This window comes from Desulfovibrio sp. 1214_IL3152, assembly GCF_036763055.1.
GTDB lineage: Bacteria > Desulfobacterota > Desulfovibrionia > Desulfovibrionales > Desulfovibrionaceae > Desulfovibrio.
Window position 1 is genome coordinate 1 of sequence record NZ_JBAIYW010000093.1, and the last position, 4900, is coordinate 4900.

The 4900-nt window shown below is 55.9% G+C and carries 4 protein-coding genes; 1 reads left to right on the forward strand and 3 read right to left on the reverse strand.

What is annotated here, in order from left to right:
* Window positions 1–224 precede the first annotated feature (224 nt).
* The 3 genes from dctA to V6C07_RS01815 form a co-directional block, all read right to left on the reverse strand.
* On the reverse strand, window positions 225–1574 hold the full coding sequence (gene dctA, locus V6C07_RS01805) for a C4-dicarboxylate transporter DctA (protein WP_333534684.1): 1350 nt from the start codon (window positions 1572–1574) through the stop codon (window positions 225–227).
* 126 nt (window positions 1575–1700) lie between these two features.
* Entirely contained in the window at window positions 1701–2861 is a 1161-nt protein-coding gene (locus V6C07_RS01810) for a UxaA family hydrolase (protein WP_333534685.1), read from the reverse strand.
* Window positions 2862–2865: 4 nt separating this feature from the next.
* Window positions 2866–3150, reverse strand: a complete 285-nt coding sequence (locus tag V6C07_RS01815; protein WP_333534686.1) for a UxaA family hydrolase — start codon at window positions 3148–3150, stop codon at window positions 2866–2868.
* A 340-nt stretch (window positions 3151–3490) separates the two neighbouring features.
* Between V6C07_RS01815 and V6C07_RS01820 the strand changes: the two genes are divergently transcribed.
* On the forward strand, window positions 3491–4900 hold a 1410-nt coding region (locus V6C07_RS01820), incomplete at its 3' end, for a sigma-54-dependent Fis family transcriptional regulator (protein WP_333534687.1).

Below are 4900 nucleotides of genomic sequence, written 5' to 3' on the forward strand. Positions count from 1 at the left end.
AGGGGACGCAGTGCCGCGGGCAGTGCCGCGTTGCGGCCCAGGGCATCGCAGATGTCGGCCACGGGCAGATCTTTGTACCGATCAATTATGGAGGCATGAGGCCGGAACAAATCGTTATTGATGGCGTAGCGCATGGCAAACCTTCAGTTTTTGAAAAAATTTGCGCCCATCCGTAATAATGGCGTAATGATACGGATGGGCGCCATGTGGGGCATGGAGGAGTACTATGCGCCCAATTTTTCGACCTGGGGTACAGGAGCCGGAGAGGCGATTTCTATTGTGTCAAGATCTTCATTTTTCTCCAGCATGTCTTCTACGTTTATTTTTCCGCTCAGAACAAGGTTGGCGTGCTCAAGGTCAATGGATTTTTCCCATTTCCCGATGGCGACAGTGGCAACACAGTTTCCTATAAGGTTCACCACGGCGCGCATTTCGTTAAGAATGCGGTCAATGCCGATAACCAGGGTCATGCCCACAACCGGAATGATATTGGTGGCTGAAAGCGTAGCTGCCAGGGCAATGAGCGCCGCGCCCGCAACACCCGCGCCGCCCTTGGAGGTCAGCAGCAGGATAAGAAGCAGGGTAATCTGATGCTGCAGGTCCAGGTGGATATCCATAGCCTGGGCAATGAACGAGGCCGCCATGGTAAGATAGATGGCCGCACCATCAAGGTTGAAAGAATATCCCGTGGGAAAAACAAGGCCGACCACGGATTTTTTGATACCCAGAGCTTCCATTTTTTCCATGCTGCGGGGCAGAACGGCTTCAGTGCTGGCAGTGCCGAGAGTGATGAAGATTTCTTCCTTCATGTATTTGATAAGCTGCCAGATGTTGACGCCGGACATTTTGCAGATGAAGCCGAGCACGATAATGACAAACAGGGCGCTTGTGATGTAGAGGCAGGCCACGAGTTTGCCCAGAGAGGCAAGCGCGCCCACGCCGTATTTGCCGATAGTAAAGGTGATGGCCCCGAACGCGCCGATGGGCGCAAGCTTCATGATCAGGTTGACCACGCCCAGAAACGCGTTGCTGAAGCGGTCAAGCGTGCCAAGTATGGCCTGCTTGGGTTTGTCGCCCATGTGCGAAAGGCTCATGCCGAACAGCACAGAGAACAGCAGCACCTGCAAAAGATTGCCTTCTGCAAAAGCGCCCACCACACTATGGGGTATAATGCCCATAATGAATTCCTGTGTGGTTTGCTGTTTGGCCTGGGCAAATCTGCCCAGAGCCGAGGCATCCATGGTGGCGGGGTCTGCATGAATGCCCGCGCCGGGTTGAAAAACATGCACAACAATAAGACCAATAATCAAGGCCAGTGTTGTGACTATTTCAAAATAAAGCAGAGTTTTTCCGCCGACACGGCCAACAGCCTTGAGGCTGTCCATGCGAGCAATACCCACTGAAACAGTACAGAAAATGACCGGCGTAATGATCATCTTGATAAGGTTGATGAACGCGTCGCCGAGAGGTTTTAACTTGACTGCAATGTCAGGTTCGATAAAACCGAACGCAATGCCGAGGGCGATGCCCAGAAGCACCTTGAAATAAAGCGTAGAAAAAATTTTCTTTGACATGATTACCTCAGACACAAGTAGTGTATGGGGGGGCGCCACCGGCTTGCTGCACGGCATTAGTGGGCGAGCGCCCAGGGCCATAAGAGCTGGCGCCGGGTACAGACCGGCGCCAGCTCTTTATGGTTCTTACGCGCTTTCGTAAAGCCGGGTCATGATAAATTCACGGTGACCCAGGGCTTCAGCCGAGGTGTTGCGCCCGTTGCAGGTGCGGATGAGCATTTCAAGCAGCATGTCTCCCGCCTGATCCATGTTTATTTCCCGGCGCAGAAGGCCGGAAACGTCCACATCGATATGCTCGTTCATGGTGCGCACGGTGCGCGGGTTGGCCGAGAGCTTGATGACCGGCAGAATGGGGTTGCCGATGATGTTGCCCTGGCCGGTGGGGAAGAAGTGGGCCACAAAGCCCGAAGCGGCGCACAGGGTGACCATTTCGGCAGCAGCGGAAGAGGAGTCCATAAACCACAGGCCGGGACCGGTGGGGGATTCGGCCTTGTCGAGGCAGCCGATCACAGGAGCTTTGCGGCCGATCTTCTGGACGTTGCCCAGGGCTTTTTCCTCAATGGTGGTCAGGCCGCCCTCAATATTGCCCTTGGTGGGCTGGGAGTCACAGAGGTCGTCTGTTTTGTGGTCATCCACCACCTTGGCGTAGCGGTCAAAAAACGCCTTGAATTTGGCGCGCACTTCCTCATTGGCGCAACGCTCCATAACCAGGTGCTCGCCGCCGGTGATTTCAGTGGTTTCGCCAAACAGGGTGGTGGCCCCGGCTTCCCACAGCTTGTCAAAGGCGTTGCCGACGGTGGGGTTGGAAGCGATGCCGGATGTGGTGTCGGATTCGCCGCACTTGCAGGAAACCCACAGCTCGTCCACCGTACATTGAGTGCGCTGCAGCTCACTGGCGTAATGCACAAATTCCTTGGCCTTGAGGGAGGCGGCGCGGATGGTTTCCAGATCGCCGTGCTGCTCGATGCCAAAGCCCGCCACTGGCTTGCCGGTTTTGGCAATGCCGTCCACCACGCGCTGCGTCCACACCGGCTCAATGCCGATGACCACCACGGCTGCCACGTTGGGGTTGCAGCCCGTACCGATAAGGGTGCGGAAGTGCAGGTCGAGGTCTTCGCCGAATTGCAGGCGTCCGTAGGCGTGGGGCAGGGCCATGGTCCCCTTGATGTTGTTCGCTACAGCCTCGCAGGCGGCGTTGGAAAGGTCGTCCAGGGGCAGAATGATCACATGGTTGCGAATGCCCACACGTCCGTTTTCGCGGCGGTAGCCCATAAATGTCTTGTTCATCGGTTTACCACCTTTTGGTTTTGACGTTGTGTACATGCAGGTGTTCGCCGCGCTTGATGGGCTTGACGACCTTGCCGATATCCGTGCTGTACTTGATGATGGTGTCGCCTACCGCAAGGTCCTTGAGAGCGATCTTGTGACCGATGGGAATGTCGCTCAGGGTCTCGAATTCCAGTGTGGTGTCGCCATCCATCACCCAGCCGTTGAGCCGGTCGCCCTTTTTGACGCCTTCAACCACGACCACGCCAACGCTGTCGCCCGGCTCGTGCACCACAAAGTGGGTTGTCATACTGTTCTCCTTGGATAGTATGTTGGTAGTAGAACGAGATGTAATACACAAGCAATCTCTCTTATATGTGTTATCCGTTTTGTCGCATGGCTTTTGCGTTCCAATGCAGTTAAAAATATTGCATCTGGTATACGGTAAGACAGTATTTGCTTGTATTGCCCCAGTCTTGTTGAGCTATAAAGCAATGTGCGTGCCAGAGATGCCCTGAACGCGTTACCTGGTGCTATATAAGGATATTTTTTCACAAAACTGTTTGGCTGTTCAGTCTGCTTTGCTTAAATATGGGCAATAGCCTTGTTTTTTAGTCAAATGGGTGCCTATTATTGGGCAGGAGGAGAGTATGCCATACGAGCTTTCTGCCGGCGGCCTGAACAACCCGTCCCAGACAGTGGGTCAGGTGGTGCACCACCTGGCGCGGCTTGTTGTGGGAAAGATGGACCGTAATGCCTTTTTCCGCATGCTTGCAAAGCAGCTTAGTATTTTATTTCACTATGACCGCTTCTGCATCAATCTCTATGACGCGGAAAGAGAGTTTCTCAATCTGTTCACCGCGGCCGACGGCACGGTGGTGGAATCGCTCTCCAATACGCGCATTGCCCAGAACACGGTGGCGGGCCTGGCTATCGCCTCGCGCAAGCCCGTGGTCATCAATGATCTGACCAAGCATGACTTCGGCGACTCGCCCATGCCTCTTTCCACGGTGGGGCTGAATTCCACCATCGCCCTGCCTCTCATCGTCAACAGCGAGGTCATCGGCACGCTGCACGTGTCTTTTATGCAGCCGCCTGAAAATATCGTGCAGATTCTCAATGTGCTGCTGGAGCTGAGCCCCGTGCTGTCCACCTTTCTTTTTGCAGTGCTTTCCGAAGAACGCCTGGAGAAAGTGCGTGCGGCCCAGGCGGGCTCGGCCCGCAGTCCGGAAGCGGACCCCACCGGAAGCATCCTGCTGGCCGCCAGCCTGCTGGAAACGCCGGATATGAAAAAACTCATGGCGCTGGCCCGCAAGGTTGCCAAGCTGCACATTCCCGTCATGATTCTGGGCGAAACCGGCACGGGCAAAAGCATGCTGGCCCGCTGGCTGCATCTGCACAGCCCCAGGCGCAAGAACAGTTTTGTGAAGGTCAATTGCCCTTCCCTGCCTCCCACGCTTTTTGAAAGTGAAATGTTCGGCTACGCCAAAGGCGCGTTTACCGGGGCCACCAGCAAGCGGGTGGGGCGGGTGGAACTGGCCCAGGGAGGCACGCTTTTTCTGGACGAGATAGGCGAACTTGCGCCGGAGATGCAGAGCAAGCTTTTGCAGGTGCTGGAGGAAAACTCTTTTGAGCGTGTGGGCGAGGCCGCGCCCATCGGCGTGGATATGCGCGTCATGTCCGCCACCAATATTGACATGGCTGCGGCCATGAATCAGGGCCGTCTGCGTCGTGACCTGTATTATCGCCTCGGTTCGGTGGTTTTGCGCATGCCTCCCCTGCGGGAACGGAAAAACGACATCCCGTTGTTTGTGGAGCATTTTGTCAGGCAGTTTTCCCGAGAATACGAGATACACCCGCCCCGGCTTTCACGCCCGGTTATGGACGCCCTGCAGGAACATGTCTGGCCGGGAAATATACGTGAACTGCGCAATGTGGTGAGCCGCCTGCTGCTCCAGACCCTGGACGGGCAGATAACCGGCAGCTTTGTGGACGAGGCGCTGCACCTGTGGAAAGGCCCGGCCGGAACAGCGCCGTCAGCTCCCGTCGCGTCTGCGCCC

Coding starts and splice junctions, on each gene's coding strand:
- dctA (WP_333534684.1), bottom strand. CDS start 1,574: ATGTCAAAGAAAATTTTTTCTACGCTTTATTTCAAGGTGCTTCTGGGC.
- V6C07_RS01810 (WP_333534685.1), bottom strand. CDS start 2,861: ATGAACAAGACATTTATGGGCTACCGCCGCGAAAACGGACGTGTGGGC.
- V6C07_RS01815 (WP_333534686.1), bottom strand. CDS start 3,150: ATGACAACCCACTTTGTGGTGCACGAGCCGGGCGACAGCGTTGGCGTG.